Annotated in this window: 17 protein-coding genes; 13 read left to right on the top strand and 4 right to left on the bottom strand. The window is 61.9% G+C overall.

All coding sequences use genetic code 11. The annotated features are described in order from the left end of the window. Positions 1–83: 83 nt before the first annotated feature. Positions 84–839 (bottom strand): GntR family transcriptional regulator, encoded by a 756-nt coding sequence (locus tag HU719_RS04880; protein ID WP_186522784.1) that lies wholly within the window; start codon positions 837–839, stop codon positions 84–86. A gap of 354 nt (positions 840–1,193) precedes the next feature. Here HU719_RS04880 and HU719_RS04875 point away from each other — a divergent pair, with 354 nt between their 5' ends. Next, positions 1,194–2,543: an NCS2 family permease gene (locus tag HU719_RS04875; protein ID WP_186522786.1), complete on the top strand. Its 1,350-nt coding sequence runs from the start codon at positions 1,194–1,196 to the stop codon at positions 2,541–2,543. Between the two features lie 583 nt (positions 2,544–3,126). Here HU719_RS04875 and uraH read toward each other — a convergent pair. Beyond that, a complete protein-coding gene (gene uraH, locus HU719_RS04870; protein WP_186536135.1) occupies positions 3,127–3,480 on the bottom strand; it encodes a hydroxyisourate hydrolase in 354 nt (117 codons plus the stop codon). Positions 3,481–3,866: 386 nt separating this feature from the next. Here uraH and puuE point away from each other — a divergent pair, with 386 nt between their 5' ends. From puuE to HU719_RS04835, 7 genes are all read left to right on the top strand, one after another. After that, positions 3,867–4,793 (top strand): allantoinase PuuE, encoded by a 927-nt coding sequence (puuE, locus tag HU719_RS04865; protein ID WP_186536136.1) that lies wholly within the window; start codon positions 3,867–3,869, stop codon positions 4,791–4,793. Further along, entirely contained in the window at positions 4,793–5,308 is a 516-nt protein-coding gene (gene uraD, locus HU719_RS04860; protein ID WP_186536137.1) for a 2-oxo-4-hydroxy-4-carboxy-5-ureidoimidazoline decarboxylase, read from the top strand. The genes puuE and uraD overlap by 1 nt, the downstream gene beginning before the upstream one ends. A gap of 62 nt (positions 5,309–5,370) precedes the next feature. Then, complete coding sequence (locus HU719_RS04855; RefSeq protein ID WP_186522801.1) at positions 5,371–5,874, top strand: ureidoglycolate lyase; 504 nt, start codon at positions 5,371–5,373, stop codon at positions 5,872–5,874. Positions 5,875–6,005: 131 nt separating this feature from the next. Continuing rightward, positions 6,006–7,322, top strand: a complete 1,317-nt coding sequence (locus HU719_RS04850; RefSeq protein WP_186536138.1) for a urate hydroxylase PuuD — start codon at positions 6,006–6,008, stop codon at positions 7,320–7,322. 328 nt (positions 7,323–7,650) lie between these two features. After that, positions 7,651–9,006: a nucleobase:cation symporter-2 family protein gene (locus HU719_RS04845; protein WP_186522805.1), complete on the top strand. Its 1,356-nt coding sequence runs from the start codon at positions 7,651–7,653 to the stop codon at positions 9,004–9,006. Between the two features lie 101 nt (positions 9,007–9,107). Continuing rightward, the gene (locus HU719_RS04840; RefSeq protein ID WP_186536139.1) at positions 9,108–9,893 is read left to right on the top strand and encodes an outer membrane protein OmpK; all 786 of its coding nucleotides are present in this window, start codon (positions 9,108–9,110) and stop codon (positions 9,891–9,893) included. A 339-nt stretch (positions 9,894–10,232) separates the two neighbouring features. Beyond that, positions 10,233–11,015, top strand: a complete 783-nt coding sequence (locus tag HU719_RS04835) for an outer membrane protein OmpK (RefSeq protein WP_186522809.1) — start codon at positions 10,233–10,235, stop codon at positions 11,013–11,015. A 148-nt stretch (positions 11,016–11,163) separates the two neighbouring features. Here the strand turns inward: HU719_RS04835 and HU719_RS04830 are convergent, their stop codons facing one another. Next, on the bottom strand, positions 11,164–12,078 hold the full coding sequence (locus HU719_RS04830; protein WP_186536140.1) for a DUF808 domain-containing protein: 915 nt from the start codon (positions 12,076–12,078) through the stop codon (positions 11,164–11,166). A gap of 134 nt (positions 12,079–12,212) precedes the next feature. On the opposite strand from HU719_RS04830, the gene HU719_RS04825 reads away from it, so the two are divergent. Next, positions 12,213–12,824: a TetR/AcrR family transcriptional regulator gene (locus tag HU719_RS04825; RefSeq protein ID WP_186522813.1), complete on the top strand. Its 612-nt coding sequence runs from the start codon at positions 12,213–12,215 to the stop codon at positions 12,822–12,824. A 129-nt stretch (positions 12,825–12,953) separates the two neighbouring features. On the opposite strand, the gene HU719_RS04820 is transcribed toward HU719_RS04825, so the two are convergent. Next, positions 12,954–13,394, bottom strand: a complete 441-nt coding sequence (locus HU719_RS04820) for a GlcG/HbpS family heme-binding protein (protein ID WP_186536142.1) — start codon at positions 13,392–13,394, stop codon at positions 12,954–12,956. Between the two features lie 256 nt (positions 13,395–13,650). Here HU719_RS04820 and gcl point away from each other — a divergent pair, with 256 nt between their 5' ends. The 4 genes from gcl (at position 13,651) to pyk (ending at position 18,980) form a co-directional block, all read left to right on the top strand. Further along, on the top strand, positions 13,651–15,426 hold the full coding sequence (gene gcl / locus HU719_RS04815) for a glyoxylate carboligase (RefSeq protein WP_186536144.1): 1,776 nt from the start codon (positions 13,651–13,653) through the stop codon (positions 15,424–15,426). Between the two features lie 57 nt (positions 15,427–15,483). Further along, a complete protein-coding gene (hyi, locus tag HU719_RS04810) occupies positions 15,484–16,266 on the top strand; it encodes a hydroxypyruvate isomerase (RefSeq protein ID WP_186536146.1) in 783 nt (260 codons plus the stop codon). 161 nt (positions 16,267–16,427) lie between these two features. Then, the gene (locus tag HU719_RS04805; RefSeq protein ID WP_186523337.1) at positions 16,428–17,321 is read left to right on the top strand and encodes a 2-hydroxy-3-oxopropionate reductase; all 894 of its coding nucleotides are present in this window, start codon (positions 16,428–16,430) and stop codon (positions 17,319–17,321) included. 243 nt (positions 17,322–17,564) lie between these two features. Then, positions 17,565–18,980, top strand: a complete 1,416-nt coding sequence (gene pyk, locus HU719_RS04800; protein ID WP_186523334.1) for a pyruvate kinase — start codon at positions 17,565–17,567, stop codon at positions 18,978–18,980. Positions 18,981–19,245 lie beyond the last annotated feature (265 nt).

The following is a 19,245-nucleotide window of genomic DNA, read 5'->3' as shown; positions in this document are numbered from 1 at the left end:
GGGTTTGTGCCGTGCCACCTGCGCCCTGCTGTAGGAGCGGCCTTGTGCCGCGACCACCGGCAAAGCCGGGGCCAGGCAAACGATCAACCCTTGGCAGAAGCCTTGGGCTTTTTCAGCAGGTGCGAGAACACCGCGTGCAGGTCATCGGAGGCGCTTTCTTCGTCAAGGTTGAGCTTGCTGTCGATGTGGTCCATGTGGTGCATCATCAGGCTAACCGCCTGCTGCGCATCCCGGGCCTCGATGGCGTCGATCAGCTGCATGTGCTCGTCATACGAGCAGTGCGAGCGGTTGCCGCTTTCGTATTGGGCAATGATCAGCGAAGTCTGCGACACCAGGCTGCGCTGGAAGCTCACCAGCGGCGCATTGCCGGCGGCCTCGGCCAGCTTCAGGTGGAACTCGCCGGACAGGCGGATACCCGCACCGCGGTCACCCCGCGAGAAGCTGTCGCGCTCCTCTTGAACCATCTGGCGCAGTTCGTTGAGCTGCTCATGGGTGGCGTGCTGCACGGCAAGCTCGGTAATGGCGCGCTCGACCATGCGCCGGGAGAAGAACACCTGGCGCGCCTCCTCCACCGTAGGGCTGGCCACCACAGCACCGCGATTGGGCCGCAGCAGCACCACGCTTTCATGGGCCAGGCGCGACAGCGCACGGCGAATGATGGTGCGGCTTACGCCAAAGATTTCACCCAGCGCTTCCTCGCTCAACTTGGTGCCCGGCGCAAGGCGCTGTTCGAGAATCGCCTCGAAGATGTGCGCGTAGACGATGTCGTCCTGGGTACCGCTGCGGCCGGCCTTGCCAGGGCGCGCAGGTTTTTTCAGAGGTTGCAGCTGTTCGTTCATGGGCTCTCGAGCACGAAGGATCTGCCAATCGGACCGTGACTGTAACGCCAGTCAACGGGTGGCTGGCAAGTCCGGGGATGGATTACTGGCCAAGGTATGGCGCCATTGTACACAGGCTGACCCGTTTCTGCAGGGGGCCTTTTAGCTATATAGCCGTTGTACGGGCAATTGTGCGCAGGAAAGATAAAACATTATTTGCATTCTTTGTACACAAAAGCATAATCCATCGAGCGACTTCCTGACCCATAAGTCAACAAAGTGGTCGGTCGTTTGCCACACCTCTCCCACGAAGCCCCCAAGTGCCCCGCTCAGGACCAGGCTTCGCACAACAAGAAAGATTGAGGAGTACTCGCTGTGGAAAGCCGCAAATCCGAAGCCCCCGCACTGGATCTCGCCCCGCCGCTCAAAACCAGCTGGCTGGAGCGGATCTTCAAAATCAAGCAACACGGCAGCACTGTAAGGACCGAATTGATCGCCGGGGTGACCACTTTCATCACCATGGCGTACATCATCTTCGTCAACCCCAACATCATGGCCGACGCCGGCATCGACCATGGCGCAGCGTTCGTCGCCACCTGCATCGCCGCCGCCCTGGGCTGCCTGCTGATGGGGCTGTACGCCAATTGGCCGGTGGGCCTGGCGCCGGGCATGGGGCTCAACGCCTTCTTTACCTATACCGTGGTTGGCACCATGGGCTACACCTGGCAAGCGGCGCTTGGCGCGGTGTTCATCTCGGGCGTATTGTTCATGTTCCTGACCCTCTCGCGGGTGCGTGAATGGCTGCTCAACAGCATCCCGGTCAGCTTGCGCCATGCCATGGGTGCCGGGGTTGGCCTGTTTCTCGGGCTGATCGGGCTGAAGACCGCCGGCATCATCGTTGCCAGCGAGGCCACGCTGATCAAGCTGGGCTCCTTGCACGAGCCGGCGCCGCTGCTGGCGGCGGCGTGCTTCCTGTTGATCGCGATCCTCAGCTACAAACGGGTGTTTGGCGCCATTCTCATCAGCATCATCGGCGTGACCGTGGCCGGCTGGGGCCTGGGCCTGGTGCAGTTCAACGGCGTGATGTCGATGCCGCCGAGCCTTGCGCCCACCTGGATGGCCATGGATGTAGCCGGTGTGTTCAACGTCAGCATGATCAGCGTGGTGCTGGCGTTTCTGTTCGTGCACATGTTCGACACCGCAGGCACGTTGATGGGGGTTGCCCAGCGCGCAGGGTTGGTGAGCGCTGACGGGCGTATCGAGAACCTGTCGCGCGCGCTCAAGGCCGACAGCGCATCGAGCGTGTTCGGCGCCGCAGTGGGCGTGCCGCCGGTCACCAGTTATGTAGAGAGCGCAGCTGGTGTGGCAGCCGGCGGGCGTACCGGCCTCACTGCAGTGGTGGTGGGCGTGCTGTTCGTTGCGGCGATGTTCTTCGCGCCGCTGGCGGGGATGATCCCGGCGTATGCCACGGCAGGTGCCCTGATCTACGTTGCAATGTTGATGATGGGCAGCATGGCGCACATTCATTGGGATGAGGCCACCGACAGCATTCCGGCCATCGTCACGTTGATCATGATGCCGCTGACCTTCTCGGTGGCCGATGGTATTGCCCTGGGCTTTATCAGCTATGTGGTGTTGAAGGCGGGAACCGGCAAGTACAAGGAAATCTCGGCGAGCCTTTGGGTGCTGTGTGGGATCTTCATTGCCAAGTTTGTGTTTCTTTGACGCAGGCCTGCTGTGAAAGCCGGTCATAGACGGTTTGAGTCCGGCATGGATACCGCCCGGACGCGGTCTTTGTGGGAGATTCTATGGTTTTGCGCAAGCTGGTGCTGGCCTCATCGCAGGCTGTCGCCAGCTCCCACAGGAATTGAGCCAGGCATCTATGTCGCGGCTCTGCACGGTCCCTGTAGGAGCTGGCGACAGCCTGCGATGAGGCCGGTGCAGGCTTGCTGAAGTCTGTGTTTTTTTGCTGTGCTTTTGAGGTTTTGATGCGCATTCATTTGTGATGCCGACGCTTAGTCATCTTTGCGCCCTTACGGCGGCCTCCTTTGGTCTTGGCTAGGCGCCCCCGGCCAAAGTAGGCAAAACCGCCTGCTCCCATCATCAGTCCCGCCCGTGGCGCGATTCATTCACTCCGGCCTCCTGAAGTCGCACTCTGCGTTGCCTGAGCTACCGCGCGCTTAGAAGCAAGATCAAGATCAAGATCAAGATCAAGAGCGAGTGGTTAGCTCTACAAAACCCCAGACGAAAAAAAGCCCGCCAGTGTGGGGGCGGGCTAAAGACCTACGAAGATTCTTCTAGCGACCAACTAGCTTCCCCGATAGGTCGAGTAACTGTACGGCGAGATCAGCAGCGGCACGTGGTAGTGCTCCTGCTCGGCATCGATGCCAAAACGCAGCACGACCACGTCCAGAAACGCCGTGCCCGGCAGCGCAACGCCACGGGCGCGGTAGTAGTCGCCGGCACTGAACTGCAATTGATAGACACCGGTGCGGTAGTCGTCACCCTGCAACAGCGGCGCGTCGACACGGCCGTCACTGTTGGTCAGCGCACTATTTACCAGCTCCAGTTGCTGGCCTTCGACACGGTACAGCTCAACCTTGATCGAGCTGCCCGGGCAGCCATGCGCGGCATCCAGTACGTGTGTGGTCAAACGTCCCATTTGCTTGTCGCCTCTAGTCGTATGCGTGGGCAAAAAATACACGCCAGCCAACGGGCACGGGGCCTGTGGTGTGCGGGAATGGCATCATTAAGACAGTTTCGATTTAGATTGTACACAATTTTCTGAACCCTGCACCGCCCTGCAGCAGCCTCGCCCTATAAAGGTGCCGAACATCGCCAATGCAGGCGCCATGGCACAGTCAGCCCCTTTATCTGACCAACCGGGCAGGTTTCTTGCAAGGCTTTTCTGCGCGACAGATGGGAAGAAATGCTGAAAAACAGGATTACAAATGATTTCAGAAGTTGTATACAATCAACCCATCCGGTGGTGCGACATCCCGACGCGGCACGCCCACCCCGCCCCAACGCACAAGAAGGAAGACTGCAGTGAGCGCTGACTATCCTCGCGACCTGATCGGTTACGGCAACAACCCTCCTCACCCGCAATGGCCGGGGAATGCCCGCATTGCGCTGTCTTTCGTGCTCAATTACGAAGAAGGCGGCGAGCGCAACGTGCTGCACGGCGACAAAGAGTCCGAAGCCTTCCTCTCTGAAATGGTCGCGGCCCAGCCCCTGCAGGGTGTGCGCAACATGAGCATGGAATCGCTCTACGAATACGGCAGCCGCGCAGGCGTGTGGCGCCTGCTCAAGCTGTTCAAGGACAGCGGCGTGCCGCTGACCGTGTTTGCCGTGGCCATGGCCGCCCAGCGCCACCCGGATGTCATCCGCGCCATGGCCGAGGCTGGCCACGAAATCTGCAGCCACGGCTATCGCTGGATCGACTACCAGTACATGGACGAGGCCCAGGAGCGCGAGCACATGCTCGAAGCCATCCGCATCCTCACCGAAATCACCGGCGAGCGCCCGGTCGGCTGGTACACCGGCCGCACCGGCCCGAATACCCGCCGGCTGGTCATGGAAGAAGGCGGTTTTCTGTACGACAGCGACACCTACGACGACGACCTGCCCTACTGGGAACCGAACAACCCCACCGGCAAGCCGCACCTGGTGATCCCCTACACCCTGGACACCAACGACATGCGCTTCACCCAGGTGCAGGGCTTCAACTGCGGCGAGCAGTTCTTCCAGTATCTAAAGGATGCCTTCGACGTGCTCTACGAAGAAGGCGCCGAGGCGCCGAAGATGCTCTCCATCGGCCTGCACTGCCGCCTGGTCGGCCGCCCGGCACGCCTGGCCGCGCTCAAGCGCTTCGTCGACTACGCAAAAAGCCACGAGCAGGTGTGGTTCGCCCGTCGCGCCGACATCGCCCGCCACTGGCACGCAACCCAACCGTACAAGAAAGAGAACGCCTGATGACCGCCTTCAAGACCCTCAAGCCTTCCACCCTCGACCGCGCCGCCTTCGTCGAGGCCTTTGCCGACATCTACGAGCATTCGCCGTGGGTTGCCGAAAAAGCCTATGACCTGGGGCAACTGGCCGAACTGGACGAAATCGAGGTACTGCACCAGCGCATGAGCGACATCCTGCTCAGCGCAAGCCAAGCCGAGCAATTGGCGTTGATCAACGCCCACCCGGACCTCGCCGGCAAAGCGGCGGTACAGGGCGAGCTGACCGAATCGAGCACCAACGAGCAGGCCGGCGCCGGCATCCATCAGTGCACCGCCGAAGAATTCGCCCGCTTCACCGAGCTCAACGACAGCTACAAGGCCAAGTTCCGCTTCCCGTTCATCATGGCGGTCAAGGGCAGCAACCGGCATCAGATCCTTGCCGCCTTCGAAAAGCGCATCCATAACGACCAGGATGCCGAATTCAAGGAAGCCCTGGCGCAGATCAACCTGATCGCGCTGTTCCGCCTGCTGCAGCTGTAAGGTCCAGGCCACCTCGCCCCGACCCAAACCAGAAAAACAACGAACATAGAAGAGATAACCCCATGCGCACCCTGATGATCGAGCCCCTGACCAAAGAAGCTTTCGCCCCGTTCGGTGACGTGATCGAAACCGATGGCAGCGACCACTTCATGATCAACAACGGCTCGACCATGCGCTTTCACAAGCTCGCCACGGTCGAAACCGCCGAGCCTGAAGACAAGGCGATCATCAGCATCTTCCGCGCCGACGCGTTGGACATGCCGCTGACAGTACGCATGCTTGAACGCCATCCGCTGGGCAGCCAGGCTTTCATTCCGCTGCTCGGCAACCCCTTTCTGATCGTGGTCGCGCCACTTGGCGATGCACCTGTATCAGGTTTGGTCCGAGCCTTCCGCAGTAACGGCAGGCAGGGCATCAATTACCATCGCGGCGTCTGGCACCACCCGGTGCTGACGATCGAAAAGCGGGATGACTTCCTGGTGGTTGATCGCAGTGGTTCTGGCAACAACTGCGATGAGCATTACTTCCCCGAGGAACAGATGTTGATCCTCAATCCCCACCAATAAGAGAAGGTCGGTCATCCAGAGGCGGCAAGCACGGTTTGCAGCAGCGGCCAGGTCAGACTGTTCGCTGCCCTGTAGTTGCGCGCACGCCTGCCTGCAATGCCTGAACGGGTGCCCGGCAAGAGGTACATACTGTGGAAGCACACCTTCACGAATGGCTGAACCTGAGCATTCGCTGGGTTCACATGATCACTGGTGTCGCCTGGATCGGCGCATCGTTCTACTTCGTCTGGCTGGAGAACCACCTGAACCGCAGCAACCCGCGCGATGGGTTGTCGGGTGATCTCTGGGCCATCCACGGCGGTGGTATCTACCACCTGGAGAAATACAAGCTCGCTCCACCGAAAATGCCCGAGAACCTGCACTGGTTCAAATGGGAAGCCTACTTCACCTGGATGTCCGGGATCGCCCTGCTGTGCGTGGTGTTCTACTGGAATCCGACCCTGTACCTGCTCGCCCCCGGCAGCACCCTGAGCGGTGCCGAAGGCGTGGCCATTGGTATTGGCTCGTTGATCGCCGGCTGGTTCATCTACGACCTGCTCTGCGACTCGCCCCTGGGCAAGCGCCCGGCACTGCTCGGCGCCGTGCTGTTCGTGCTGATCATCGCCGCATGCTGGGGTTTCAGCCTGGTGTTCAGCGGCCGTGGCGCCTACCTGCATACCGGCGCGATCATCGGCACCATCATGGTCGGCAACGTGTTCCGCATCATCATGCCGGCGCAGCGCCAACTGGTGGCGGCAATCGAGAACAACCAGACCCCGGACCCGCTGCTGCCGGCCAAAGGGCTGCTGCGCTCGCGCCACAACAACTACTTCACCCTGCCGGTGCTGTTCATCATGATCAGCAACCATTTCCCGAGCACCTACGGTAGCCAGTACAACTGGCTGATCCTGGCTGGCATTGCGGTAGCGGCGGTATTGATCCGCCACTACTTCAACACCCGCCACGACAGCAACAAGTACGCCTGGACCCTGCCAGTCGGTGCCCTGGCGATGATCTGCCTGGCCTATGTCACCGGCCCCAAGCCGCTGCCAACCGCCCCCGAACAGGCCGCCGCCAAGGTCGAGTACCAGCCCCTGCCGGCCACCGCCGTCGGCGGCAAGACCGCCGCCGAACTGCGCGCCGAGGAAGCGGCCAAACCTGCCACGCAGCCCGAGCCGCCAGCCCAGGCCAGCGCTCCGGTAGCCAGCGCAGGCTTTGACAAGATCCACAATGTGATCCAGGAACGCTGCACGGTGTGCCACTCGTCAAAACCCACCAGCCCACTGTTCAGCGCAGCGCCGGGCGGCGTGATGTTCGACACCCCGCAGCAGATCCAGGCCCAGGCCGCACGCATCCAGGCCCAGGCCGTGGCCAGCCAGATCATGCCGCTGGGCAACATCACCCAGATGACTGTCGAGGAACGCAAGCTGGTCGGCGACTGGATCGCCAAAGGCGCCCAGGTCAACTGACCACGCCCGTCGGCCAAGCCCGCTTTCTGTAGGAGCGGGCTTGCCCCGCGAAATGCCCGCAAGCTCTAGGGTCTGTCTGAAATGTGTCTGCGCGAAGGCCAGACAAGGCGAAACGGGGCGAGGAAGCGGAGTGTACTGGAGTACATGAGCATTCCGAGCCCCGTTTCAACGCAGTATGGGCGAGTGCAGATACATTTCAGACAGAGCCTAAGCAACAAGCAAGCATCGAGCCCAGGCTTCAGGCGCGCACCACAGGCTTCCCATCGAAGCCTGGCGCCTGAAGCTTGCCGCTTGGATCCGAGAATAAAAACAAAACTCGAGGTGCTGCATGTCCGAGTCACCCAAGGCGTACATTCCGGTTGCGCCGCCGCGACAGCCCCTGCCCCTGTTCCAACTGTTTCTGGTAGGCCTGCAACATGTTCTGCTGATGTACGGCGGCGCCATTGCCGTGCCGCTGATCATCGGCCAGGCCGCGGGCCTTTCCCGCGAAGAAGTCGCCTTTCTGATCAACGCCGACCTGCTGGTCGCGGGCGTCGCCACCTTGGTGCAATCCTTCGGCATCGGTGCGGTCGGCATCCGCATGCCGGTGATGATGGGCGCCAGCTTCGCGGCCGTTGGCAGCATGGTAGCCATGGCCGGCATGCCCGGCGTTGGCCTGCAGGGCATCTTTGGCGCGACCATTGCGGCCGGCTTCTTCGGCATGCTGATCGCACCGTTCATGTCCAAAGTGGTGCGTTTCTTCCCGCCACTGGTCACCGGCACCGTGATTACCTCGATTGGCCTTTCGCTGTTCCCGGTTGCCGTCAACTGGGCCGGTGGCGGGCACGAGGCACAAACCTTCGGCTCGCCGATATACCTGATGGTCGCAGGCCTGGTACTGGCGGTGATTCTGCTGATCAACCGCTTCATGCGCGGCTTCTGGGTCAATGTCTCGGTGTTGCTGGGCATGGGCCTGGGCTACGTGCTGGCAGGCTCGATCGGCATGGTCGACCTGTCGGGCCTTGCGCAGGCGCCCTGGCTGCAGGTGGTGACCCCGCTGCACTTCGGTATGCCGACCTTCAGCCTGGCGCCGATCCTGTCGATGTGCCTGGTGGTGGTGATCATCTTCGTCGAGTCCACCGGCATGTTCCTGGCCCTGGGCAAGGTCACCGACCGTGAAGTCACCCCTGGCATGCTGCGCCGTGGCCTGCTGTGCGATGCCGGTGCCTCGTTCGTGGCCGGCTTCTTCAACACCTTCACCCACTCCTCCTTCGCCCAGAACATCGGGCTGGTGCAGATGACCGGGGTGCGCTGCCGCTACGTCACTGTGGTTGCCGGCGCCCTGCTGATTCTGCTCAGCCTGCTGCCCAAGGCCGCCTACCTGATTGCCTCCATCCCACCGGCCGTGCTGGGCGGGGCTTCCATCGCCATGTTCGGCATGGTCACCGCCACCGGCATCAAGATCCTCCAGGAGGCCGACATCAGCGACCGGCGCAACCAGCTGCTGGTGGCGGTGAGCGTGGGCTTTGGCTTGATTCCGGTGGTGCGCCCGGACTTCTTCGCGCAGATGCCGCAGTGGATGGAGCCGATCACCCACAGCGGCATCGCCATGGCGACCCTCAGCGCCTTGGTGTTGAACGTGCTGTTCAACATTCTTGGCGGCGCCGGCCGCGCGGCCCACAACGACGCCTGTCACCAGCACTGACGCCCTTTGCCGCGTAAACCGCCCGCACGCCTGACCGCGTGGGGGTGGCTGCGCCCCGCAAAAGGCCCAACGCACAAAAACAATAAGCAGGGACTCATCACATGAAGCGTATGACAACGTCTTTCGTTCTGGGCAGCAGCCTGCTGGCCACCCTCCCCTCGCATGCCGGTGAATGGCTGCAGTGGCACGGCGAAAGCCTGACGTACCTGTACGGCAAGGACTTCAAGGTCAACCCCGACATCCAGCAAACCATCACCTTCGAACACGCCAACAAGTGGAAGTACGGTGACACGTTCCTGTTCATCGACAAGATTTTCTACAACGGCAAGGCCGACCCAGGCAAAGGCGTGACCACCTATTACGGCGAGTTCAGCCCGCGCCTGTCGCTGGGCAAGATCTTCGACCGTAAGTTCGCTTTCGGCCCGGTCAAGGATGTGCTGCTGGCGATGACCTACGAGCGCGGCGAAGGCGACAACGAGGCCTACCTGATCGGCCCGGGTTTCGACCTGAGCGTGCCCGGCTTCAACTATTTCACCCTGAACTTCTACCTGCGCAACACCGAAGGCGCGCGCCCTGGCGACAATGTCTGGCAAATCACCCCGGCCTGGTCGTATACGGTGCCGGTGGGCAAGTCGGACATTCTCATCGACGGCTACATGGACTGGGTGACCGACAACGACCAGAACCGCCGGGGCACCTATCACGCCAACCTGCACTTCAACCCGCAGGTCAAATACGACCTGGGCAAGGCGCTGAACATCGGCGCCAAGCAGCTGTATGTGGGCTTTGAGTACAGCTACTGGAAGGACAAGTACGGCATCGACAGCCGTGGCAGCCTGCAAAGCAACCAGAGCGTCGCCAGTGCCTTGGTGAAAGTGCATTTTTGAAGCATCGCAAGCCCGAAATACCCCGCTCCAGGACGGAGCACTTGAGGCCCGGCGCGCAAGTGAGTAATCTGCGCGCCCCCTCGATCGGGGCAGGACGGAACCTGCCCGCGTTTACTGACTGCCCGGTCAATAAAAACAGGCAGTCGGCCAACGTGTTGCCAGCCTGAAATAGCCATTTTCATCCGTTCAGAAAGCCGTCGAGCAGGACCGTTGCAGCAGGCCCGGAAAGAGGCCCGCGCAACGCTTGCCAAACAGCTGTGGCCAATCGAAAAAAGCTGACTCAAAAGACAAAAACAGCGCTCGAGCGCTGACAACAGATCCAACTCAAGGGAGCGAAACATGCGTATCACCAACAGCCTTATCCTCGCCGGCGGCCTGCTGGCCTGTGGCGCTGCCCAGGCCGATGACCTGCTGCAGTGGCAGAACAACAGCCTGACCTACCTGTGGGGCAAGAACTTCAAGGTCAACCCGGCCATCCAGCAGACCGTGACCTTCGAGCACGCCGACGCTTGGAAATACGGCGACAACTTCCTGTTCGTCGACAAGATCTTCTACCAGGGCAAGAAAGACGCCGGCAACGGCCCGAACACCTACTACGGCGAATTCAGCCCACGCCTGTCGTTCGGCAAGATCTTCGACCAGAAGATCGAATTCGGCCCGGTCAAGGACGTGCTGTTGGCAATGACCTACGAGTTTGGCGAGGGTGATACCGAGTCTTACCTGATTGGCCCAGGTTTCGACCTGGCGATCCCTGGTTTCGACTATTTCCAGTTGAACTTCTACCAGCGCACCACCGACGGCAGCCGCGCCGGCGACAACGTCTGGCAGATCACCCCGGTGTGGTCGTACACCGTGCCGGTCGGTTCGTCCGACATCCTCATCGACGGTTTCATGGACTGGGTGGTGGACAACGACGAGAACCGCCGTGGCACTTACCAGGCCAACCTGCACTTCAACCCGCAGATCAAATATGACCTGGGCAAGGCATTGCACCTGGGCGAGAAGCAGTTGTACGTGGGTGTGGAATACGACTACTGGAAGAACAAGTACGGCATCAAAGACAGCGACGCGTTCACCACCGACCAGAACACCATGAGTTTCCTGGTGAAAGTGCACTTCTAAGCACAACCGCCGCCCTTGTGTAGGAGCGGCCTTGTGTCGCGAAAGGGCCGCAGAGCGGCCCCAGCGATATCAGCTTGAAGCGCAAATCTTGGCGGCGCTTACGCCCCCCCTTCGCGGCCCAAGGCCGCGCCTACATACCGCGAGGGCGTCAGGCGCCAGGTCGCAGCGCCTTCCATAGCTTGCCAGCCACTGTAACCACCGCCAGCACCACAGCCCCCGCAATCACCCCGGCCACGCCATTGAGCAGCGCCCCGGTCATCGCCCCACCCCGGCCATCGGCGAACGCTTCAATGGCGTGATGCAGCGGCGCGATGCCGTGCACCAGAATGCCGCCACCGACCAGGAACATCGCCGCAGTGCCCACTACCGACAGCGTCTTCATCATGTACGGCGCCGCATGCAGGATGCCGTTGCCGATGCTGCGGCTCAGCTTCGAGGCCTTCTGCGTCATCCACAGGCCAAGGTCGTCGAGCTTGACGATACCGGCTACCAGCCCATACACGCCGATGGTCATCACCACCGCAATGCCCGACAGCACGATGATCTGCTGGGTCAGCGGGGCATCGGCGACCGTGCCCAGGGTAATGGCGATGATTTCTGCCGAAAGAATGAAGTCGGTACGCACCGCGCCCTTGATCTTGTCCTTCTCGAGCGCCACCAGGTCGACCTTGGCGTCGGCCAACGCCTGTTTGCGCGCCTCATGCTGGGCGGCGTCATCGTCCTTTTTGTGCAGAAACTTGTGCGCAAGCTTTTCGAAACCTTCAAAGCACAGGTAGGCACCGCCGACCATCAGCAATGGCGTTACCGCCCAAGGGATGAACGCGCTGATCAACAGCGCTGCGGGCACCAGGATCGCCTTGTTCAGCAGCGAGCCCTTGGCCACCGCCCACACCACCGGGATTTCCCGCTCTGCGCGCACCCCGGTAACCTGTTGGGCATTGAGCGCCAGGTCGTCGCCAAGCACCCCTGCGGTCTTCTTCGCGGCCACCTTGGTCATCAACGAAACATCGTCGAGCACCGTGGCGATATCGTCGATCAGTACCAGTAAGCTGCTTGCTGCCATGTTCGTTTGCATCCAGAGAGAGTCGAATGGGCGCAATTCTAGCCCAAAGACGCTGCCTTGAGCGCCCGTCCGGGCGGGTGCTACCATGCCGGACCCCGTATGCAGGGGGCCAGACACGAGGAAGACCCCTGACAATGAGCACCATTCGCGAGCGCAACAAGGAACTGATCCTGCGCGCGGCCAGTGAAGAATTCGCCGACAAGGGCTTCGCCGCCACCAAAACCAGTGATATTGCGGCCAAGGCGGGTTTGCCCAAGCCGAACGTGTATTACTACTTCAAGTCCAAGGACAACCTGTATCGCGAGGTGCTTGAGAGCATCATTGCGCCGATCATGCAGGCTTCCACGCCGTTCAACGCCGATGGCGACCCCAAGGAAGTGCTGAGCGCCTACATCCGCTCCAAAATCCGCATCTCCCGCGACCTGCCGCATGCCTCCAAGGTGTTCGCCAGCGAGATCATGCACGGCGCGCCGCACCTGTCGTCCAGCCAGGTCGAGCAGCTCAACGAGCAGGCCCGGCATAACATCGAGTGCATCCAGCGCTGGATCGAGCGCGGGCAGATCGCCCATGTCGACCCGCACCACCTGATGTTCAGCATCTGGGCGGCGACCCAGACCTACGCCGATTTCGACTGGCAGATTGCAGTGATTACCGGCAAGGCCAAGCTTGCCGACAGTGATTACGAAGCGGCGGCCGAGACCATCATCCGCCTGGTATTGAAGGGCTGCGAGCCAGAGGCAGCCTGACCTGGCCAATGGGGCTGCTCCGCAGCCCTTTCGCGACACAAGGCCGCTCCTACAGGCGATCGAGGCCTCCTTGCAGGAGCGGCCTTGTGTCGCGAAAGGGCCGCAAAGCGGCCCCAAAAACGCTAAAGCTTACGCCGCCACCCCCGCATCCGCCGTCAACCCCACCTCCTCGATGGCACTGATCGCACACTGCTCGTCGATATCCGACGTATCCCCGCTGATCCCGACCGCTCCCAGCACCTTGCCGTCCTGATCACGAATCAGCACCCCGCCAGGCGCCGGCACCACCGGCCGCTCGCCCAAGCCATTGAGCGCAGCAAAAAACGCCGGGCGCTGCTGCGAATCCAGCGCCAGCAAGCGTGAGCCCTTGCCCAACGCCACCGCCCCCCACGCTTTGCCAATGGCCACCTGCGGCCGCAACAGGCTGGCGCCATCCTCACGCTGCAAGGCCAGCAGGTGCCCGCCGGTATCCAGCACCGCCACGGTCAAGGGCGCCGCATTGATGGTACGGCCTGCGGCAAGCGCGGCGTTGACCACGGCCACAGCCACTTTCAGGTTCAAAGCGTTCATCTAAAGGTCCTCTTTTTGTTGTGAGAAGCCCGAGGGCAGTTGAAAACCGATAGAGCAGATAGAACACAACAACCAATCGCTTTGTATACAATTTTCTGATTCATTTACTGCTGATGCGACGAAATGCCGCTTTTAACTGCCCAAAAATCCCCTCCGGCCCTGCCGACGAAAAGGAATTGACCTCAGGGGCAAAGCATGAATACACTCCACCCCAACACAAGTTGTATACAATTACAAAATAGATGAGGCACAAGTCATGAGCAAAATGAGAGCAATCGATGCAGCCGTTCTGGTCATGCGCCGTGAAGGTGTACAGACCGCATTCGGCATTCCGGGGGCCGCCATCAACCCGCTGTACTCGGCGCTGAAAAAAGTCGGTGGCATCGATCACGTCCTCGCTCGCCATGTCGAAGGTGCCTCGCACATGGCAGAGGGCTACACCCGCGCCAACCCAGGCAATATCGGGGTGTGCATCGGCACCTCCGGCCCTGCCGGCACCGACATGGTCACCGGGCTCTACAGCGCATCGGCCGACTCCATCCCGATTCTGTGCATCACCGGCCAAGCCCCCCGTGCGCGCCTGCATAAAGAAGACTTCCAGGCGGTGGACATCACCAGCATCGTCAAGCCGGTGACCAAGTGGGCAACCACGGTGCTTGAGCCAGGCCAGGTGCCGTATGCCTTCCAGAAGGCCTTCTTCGAAATGCGCAGCGGCCGCCCAGGCCCGGTACTGATCGACCTGCCGTTCGATGTGCAGATGGCCGAGATCGAATTCGACATCGACGCCTACGAGCCGCTGCAGGTCAACAAGCCGTCGGCCACCCGTACCCAGGCCGAAAAAGCCCTGGCCATGCTCAATGACGCCGAGCGCCCGCTGCTGGTAGCCGGCGGCGGCATCATTAATGCCGATGCCAGCGACAAACTGGTCGAATTCGCCGAACTGACCGGCGTGCCGGTGATCCCGACCCTGATGGGCTGGGGCACCCTGCCTGACGACCACCCATTGATGGTCGGCATGGTCGGCCTGCAGACCTCGCACCGCTACGGCAACGCGACGCTGCTCAAGTCCGACCTGGTGTTCGGCATCGGCAACCGCTGGGCCAACCGCCACACCGGCTCCGTGGATGTGTACACCGAAGACCGCAAGTTCGTGCACGTCGACATCGAGCCAACCCAGATCGGCCGGGTATTCACCCCGGACCTGGGCATCGTGTCCGATGCTGGCCACGCCCTGGACGTGTTCCTGGAAGTTGCCCGCGAGTGGCAGGCCGCCGGCAAGCTCAAGTGCCGCAAGGCCTGGCTTGAAGACTGCCAGCAGCGCAAGGCCAGCCTGCAGCGCAAGACCCACTTCGACAACGTGCCGGTCAAACCGCAACGCGTGTACCAGGAAATGAACCAGGTCTTCGGCAAGGACACCTGCTACGTCAGCACCATCGGCCTTTCGCAAATCGCCGGGGCGCAGTTCCTGCACGTCTACAAGCCGCGCCACTGGATCAACTGCGGCCAGGCAGGCCCGCTCGGCTGGACCATCCCGGCGGCCCTGGGCGTGGTCAAGGCCGACCCGAAACGCAAGGTAGTGGCGCTGTCCGGTGACTACGACTTCCAGTTCATGATCGAAGAGCTGGCCGTGGGCGCGCAGTTCAACCTGCCCTATGTCCATGTGCTGGTGAACAACGCCTACCTTGGCCTGATCCGCCAGGCGCAGCGTGGCTTCGACATGGATTACTGTGTACAACTGGCGTTCGAGAACATCAACGCCACCGACGCTGCCAGCTATGGCGTGGACCACGTCGCGGTGGTCGAAGGCCTTGGGTGCAAGGCTATCCGCGTGTTCGAACCGGCCGAAATCGCCCCTGCCCTGCTCAAGGCGCAGAAGATGGCCGAAGAGTTCCGTGTGCCGGTGGTGGTCGAGGTGATTCTCGAACGTGTCACCAATATTTCCATGGGCACCGAGATCAACGCGGTCAACGAATTCGAAGACCTCGCCCTGGTCGGCAACGACGCCCCAACCGCCATCTCGCTGCTCGACTGATCGCCTGACGCCCCCGCGCCGCGTGTGTCGGGGGCTTTAATCTGCAAGGAGACAACCATGCCTCGCTTCGCTGCCAACCTGTCCATGCTGTTCACCGAACAGGACTTCCTGGCCCGCTTCAAGGCCGCTGCCGATGCCGGCTTCACCGGTGTCGAATACCTGTTCCCGTATGACTTCGATGCAGCCGTGATCAAGCAGCACCTGCAAGCCAATGGCCTGACCCAGGTGCTGTTCAACTTGCCTGCCGGTGATTGGGGCAAGGGTGAGCGCGGCATCGCCTGCCACCCGGACCGCATCGAGGAGTTTCGCGCCGGCGTCGACAAGGCCATCGAGTACGCCAAGGTGCTGGGCAATACCCAGGTCAACGCCCTGGCCGGCATCCGCCCGCAAGGCCTGCAGTGCGCCGATGTGCGCAAGACCTTCGTCGACAACCTCAGGTTTGCCGCCGACAAGCTCAAGGCCGCCGGGATTCGCCTGGTCATGGAAATGATCAACACCCGCGACATCCCAGGCTTCTACCTGAACACCACCCAGCAGGCCCTGGACATCCAGGCCGAAGTGGGCAGTGACAACCTGTTCCTGCAGTACGACATCTACCACATGCAGATCATGGAAGGTGACCTGGCGCGCACAATGCAAACCAACCTTGCATTGATCAACCATATCCAGCTGGCCGACAACCCTGGGCGCAACGAGCCGGGCACCGGCGAGATCAACTACCGCTTCCTGTTCGAGCACCTGGACCGCATTGGCTACCAGGGTTGGGTGGGCGCCGAGTACAAGCCGCTGACCACCACCGAAGCAGGCCTGGGCTGGCTGAAGACGCACAACGCTATATAAGGCCGCACACGCACCTTGCAGGAGCGGCCTTGCGCCGCGAAGGGGTGCGTAGCAGCCCCGGCGATCTTTGCCTTGGCACAAATACTGGGGCCGCTACGCAGCCCTTCGCGGCGCAAGGCCGCTCCTACAGAGATCCAACAATTACAACGAGGTAATCTCTCATGGCTAAAATCGGTTTCATCGGCACCGGCATCATGGGCAAGCCCATGGCGCAGAACCTGCAAAAGGCAGGTCACACCCTGTTCGTTTCGACCCACCACGACGCAGCCCCGGCCGACCTGATCGCCGCCGGCGCCGTGGCCCTGGCCAACCCGAAAGAGGTAGCCCAGGAAGCCGAATTCATCATTGTCATGGTCCCCGACACCCCGCAGGTCGACGCGGTGCTGTTCGGTGAAAACGGCGTGGCCGAAGGCGTCGGCCCGAACAAGGTGGTGATCGACATGAGCTCGATCTCGCCCACCGCCACCAAGGCGTTTGCCGAGAAAATCAACGCCACCGGCGCCGCTTACCTGGACGCCCCGGTGTCCGGCGGTGAAGTGGGCGCCAAAGCCGGCACCCTGAGCATCATGATCGGCGGTTGCCCGAAAGCCTTCGAGCGCGCCCTGCCGCTGTTCCAAGCCATGGGCAAGAACATCACCCGCGTCGGTGGCAATGGCGACGGCCAGACCGCCAAGGTGGCCAACCAGATCATCGTGGCGCTGAATATCCAGGCCGTTGCCGAGGCGCTGCTGTTCGCCGCCAAGAATGGCGCAGACCCGGCCAAGGTACGTGAAGCGCTGATGGGCGGCTTTGCTTCGTCGAAAATCCTCGAAGTGCATGCCGAACGCATGATCAAAGGCACCTTTGACCCGGGTTTCCGCATCAACCTGCATCAAAAAGACCTGAACCTCGCCCTGCAAGGCGCCAAGGAGCTGGGCATCAACCTGCCCAACACCTCCAACGCCCAGCAAGTTTTCAGCACCTGCGTGGCCCTGGGCGGCGGTAACTGGGACCACTCGGCGCTGATCAAAGGCCTGGAACACATGGCCAACTTCTCGATCCGCGACGACCAATGACCTGAGCCCCTGGGCTGCTACGCAGCCCATCGCGACACAAGGCCGCTCCTACAGAGGATCGCGGTCTGCCGTAGGAGCGGCCTTGTGTCGCGAAAGGGGTGCGCAGCACCCCTGGCGCTTCAAACACATGAACCTCTGACCCTGTAAAAGGCGCCAGAGGCAACCCCGAGCAACACCCGCCCCTGGTTCGGCCTGCACGGAGGCCGTTCCGGGGGCGTTTTCGATTCTTGAGACTGCCCAATCATGACGCCTGACAAAAAAGTGAAGATCCTCGCCACCCTCGGCCCTGCGATCGAAGGCATCGACGACATCCGCCAACTGGTCGAAGCCGGAGTGAACATCTTTCGCCTGAACTTCAGCCATGGCGAACACGCCGACCACGCCTTGCGCTACCAGTGGATTCGCGATGTCGAGCAACAGCTGAACCGGCCACTGGGCATCCTCATGGACCTGCAAGGCCCCAAGCTGCGCGTTGGCCGCTTTGCCGAAGGCAAGGTGCAGTTGCAACGCGGCCAGGCCCTGCGCCTGGACCTGGACAGCACCCCTGGCGATAGCCAGCGGGTCAACCTGCCGCACCCGGAAATCATCGCCGCCCTGGAGCCTGGCATGGACCTGCTGCTGGACGATGGCAAGCTGCGCCTGCGCGTCACCGCCAAGCATGCCGAGGCCATCGACACCGAAGTGCTGGCCGGCGGCGAGTTGTCCGACCGTAAAGGCGTCAATGTGCCCCAGGCCGTGCTCGAACTGTCGCCGCTGACCGAGAAGGACCGCCGCGACCTGAGCTTCGGCCTGGCGCTGGGCGTAGACTGGGTCGCGCTGTCCTTCGTGCAGCGCCCCGAGGACATTGTCGAAGCCCGCGCCCTGATCGGTGACCGCGCCTACCTGATGGCCAAGATCGAAAAGCCTTCGGCAGTGGAGCAGCTGCAGGCGATTGCCGAGCTTTGCGATGCGATCATGGTCGCCCGTGGCGACTTGGGTGTGGAAGTGCCGGCAGAAAGCGTGCCGCAGATCCAGAAACGCATCATCGGCACCTGCCGTCAGCTCGGCAAACCCGTCGTGGTGGCCACGCAGATGCTGGAGTCGATGCGTTTCTCGCCGGCACCGACCCGCGCCGAAGTCACGGATGTGGCCAACGCCGTGGCCGAAGGCGCCGACGCCGTCATGCTGTCGGCTGAAACCGCCTCAGGCGACTACCCGCTGGAAGCGGTGCAGATGATGAGCAAGATCATCCGCCAGGTGGAAAACGGCCCGGACTACCAGGCGCAGCTCGATGTCAGCCGGCCCAAGGCCGAAGCCACGGTGTCGGACGCCATCAGCTGTGCGATCCGCCGCATCAGTGGCATCTTGCCGGTGGCGGTGCTGGTCAACTACAGCGAATCGGGGGCCTCGACCCTGCGCGCTGCCCGCGAGCGGCCGCGCGCGCCAATCCTGAACCTGACCCCGAACCTGCACACCGCACGGCGCTTGAGCGTGGCCTGGGGCGTGCATTCGGTGGTCAACGACCGCCTGCGCCAGGTCGATGAAATCTGCTCGACGGCGCTTGAGATCGCCCAGGCCCAAGGCATGGCCAGCCGCGGCGATACCCTGCTGATAACCGCCGGGGTGCCGTTCGGCAAACCGGGCTCGACCAATACCTTGCGTATCGAAACGTTGGTTTGAACGGCAGCTACAGCGGGCGCGGTCTCTGTAGGAGCGGCCTCGTGTCGCGAAAGGGCTGCGTAGCAGCCCCAGCAATTGTCCATGATGCATAGATTCTGGGGCCGCTACGCAGCCCTTTCGCGACGCAAGGCCGCTCCTACACATTTCTGTGTGTGGCGACAGCCTGCGATTGGAGGGCGAAGCCCTCCCCGTACATCGCACTACAAACCCTGCGCAAAACCGAGGCCCGAAGAGGCCCAGCGCTTACCACTCACCTTACAGACTG

The organism is Pseudomonas farsensis, from assembly GCF_014268805.2.
In the GTDB taxonomy this organism is placed as follows: domain Bacteria; phylum Pseudomonadota; class Gammaproteobacteria; order Pseudomonadales; family Pseudomonadaceae; genus Aquipseudomonas; species Aquipseudomonas farsensis.
This window is presented reverse-complemented; position numbering and strand designations above follow the sequence as displayed.

Coding starts and splice junctions, on each gene's coding strand:
- uraD (WP_186536137.1), top strand. CDS start 4,793: ATGACCGCCTTCAAGACCCTCAAGCCTTCCACCCTCGACCGCGCCGCC.
- HU719_RS04880 (WP_186522784.1), bottom strand. CDS start 839: ATGAACGAACAGCTGCAACCTCTGAAAAAACCTGCGCGCCCTGGCAAG.
- HU719_RS04820 (WP_186536142.1), bottom strand. CDS start 13,394: ATGAACGCTTTGAACCTGAAAGTGGCTGTGGCCGTGGTCAACGCCGCG.
- hyi (WP_186536146.1), top strand. CDS start 15,484: ATGCCTCGCTTCGCTGCCAACCTGTCCATGCTGTTCACCGAACAGGAC.
- HU719_RS04830 (WP_186536140.1), bottom strand. CDS start 12,078: ATGGCAGCAAGCAGCTTACTGGTACTGATCGACGATATCGCCACGGTG.
- HU719_RS04805 (WP_186523337.1), top strand. CDS start 16,428: ATGGCTAAAATCGGTTTCATCGGCACCGGCATCATGGGCAAGCCCATG.
- gcl (WP_186536144.1), top strand. CDS start 13,651: ATGAGCAAAATGAGAGCAATCGATGCAGCCGTTCTGGTCATGCGCCGT.
- uraH (WP_186536135.1), bottom strand. CDS start 3,480: ATGGGACGTTTGACCACACACGTACTGGATGCCGCGCATGGCTGCCCG.
- HU719_RS04845 (WP_186522805.1), top strand. CDS start 7,651: ATGTCCGAGTCACCCAAGGCGTACATTCCGGTTGCGCCGCCGCGACAG.
- HU719_RS04840 (WP_186536139.1), top strand. CDS start 9,108: ATGAAGCGTATGACAACGTCTTTCGTTCTGGGCAGCAGCCTGCTGGCC.
- pyk (WP_186523334.1), top strand. CDS start 17,565: ATGACGCCTGACAAAAAAGTGAAGATCCTCGCCACCCTCGGCCCTGCG.
- HU719_RS04825 (WP_186522813.1), top strand. CDS start 12,213: ATGAGCACCATTCGCGAGCGCAACAAGGAACTGATCCTGCGCGCGGCC.
- HU719_RS04835 (WP_186522809.1), top strand. CDS start 10,233: ATGCGTATCACCAACAGCCTTATCCTCGCCGGCGGCCTGCTGGCCTGT.
- HU719_RS04855 (WP_186522801.1), top strand. CDS start 5,371: ATGCGCACCCTGATGATCGAGCCCCTGACCAAAGAAGCTTTCGCCCCG.